Source organism: Robbsia andropogonis (assembly GCF_000970345.1).
In the GTDB taxonomy this organism is placed as follows: domain Bacteria; phylum Pseudomonadota; class Gammaproteobacteria; order Burkholderiales; family Burkholderiaceae; genus Robbsia; species Robbsia andropogonis.
Window position 1 is genome coordinate 1 of sequence record NZ_LAQU01000212.1, and the last position, 876, is coordinate 876.

Genomic DNA, 876 nt, shown 5'->3' on the forward strand with positions numbered 1-876 from the left:
CGGTGACTGTCAAGGTAGTTGGAACGTGAGTTATGCGGCATCTACCACTTCTTGCACATGTTGCGTTTGATGATGTGTTTGCGGGTTAAGCCAGACACAGCCAATCGGTTGCCAGTTGCGTAGCTTACCGGACCATCGCGCCGGATTCAGTTCTCGAGCACGCTGATACAGCGCATGGCGTTTCTTCAATATCTCTGGCTCCTGCCCGGCATGCCGATGGGCCGGCGCGACGAATCGGATCGCGCTATGACGATGCTCGTGGTTGTACCAATACACAAACTGATGCACCCACACACGGGCATCCTGAAGGCTGTCGAAGCCCCCTGGCGGATAGCTCGGTCGGTACTTGCAGGTACGGAACAGGGCTTCGGAGAAGGCATTATCGTTCGATACTCTTGCACGGCTATGCGAGGCGGTAATACCTAGCTTTTCCAACGTGATTTGCAGTGTCGAGCCCTTCATCGCGCTGCCGTTGTCCGCATGCAGCACCAGCGGCGCGCGCAGGTTCTGCTCACGCAGTACCGCGCGTTGAATCACCGTGCTGCTATTGACCATGTTTTCCGCCTCGAATACTTCCGCACCCACAATCTTGCGGCTGTAGATATCCACGATCAGATACAAGTAATAAAACTGGCCGCGCACGCGCGTATTCAAATAGGTCACGTCCCAACTCCATAGCTGGTTTGGACCGTCGGCACGGTGTCTACGGGGAGGACCAACATGACGCGGTGCGCCCGCTCGCCCGCGGCGATGCTGTACATCGGCCTCACGCAGCACCCGATAAAACGTCGACTCCGACGCCAGATAGCGCGCCTCTTCGTCGAGCAAGCGAACCACGATTTGCGATGGCGGCAAGCTTGCAAATTCAGGCCGCAG

The 876-nt window shown here is 57.2% G+C and carries 1 protein-coding gene; it reads right to left on the reverse strand.

All coding sequences use genetic code 11. The annotated features are described in order from the left end of the window. Window positions 1-30: 30 nt before the first annotated feature. Window positions 31-876, reverse strand: an 846-nt coding sequence (locus tag WM40_RS27200; protein ID WP_046154669.1) for a DDE-type integrase/transposase/recombinase, incomplete at its 5' end; no start/stop codon positions are given.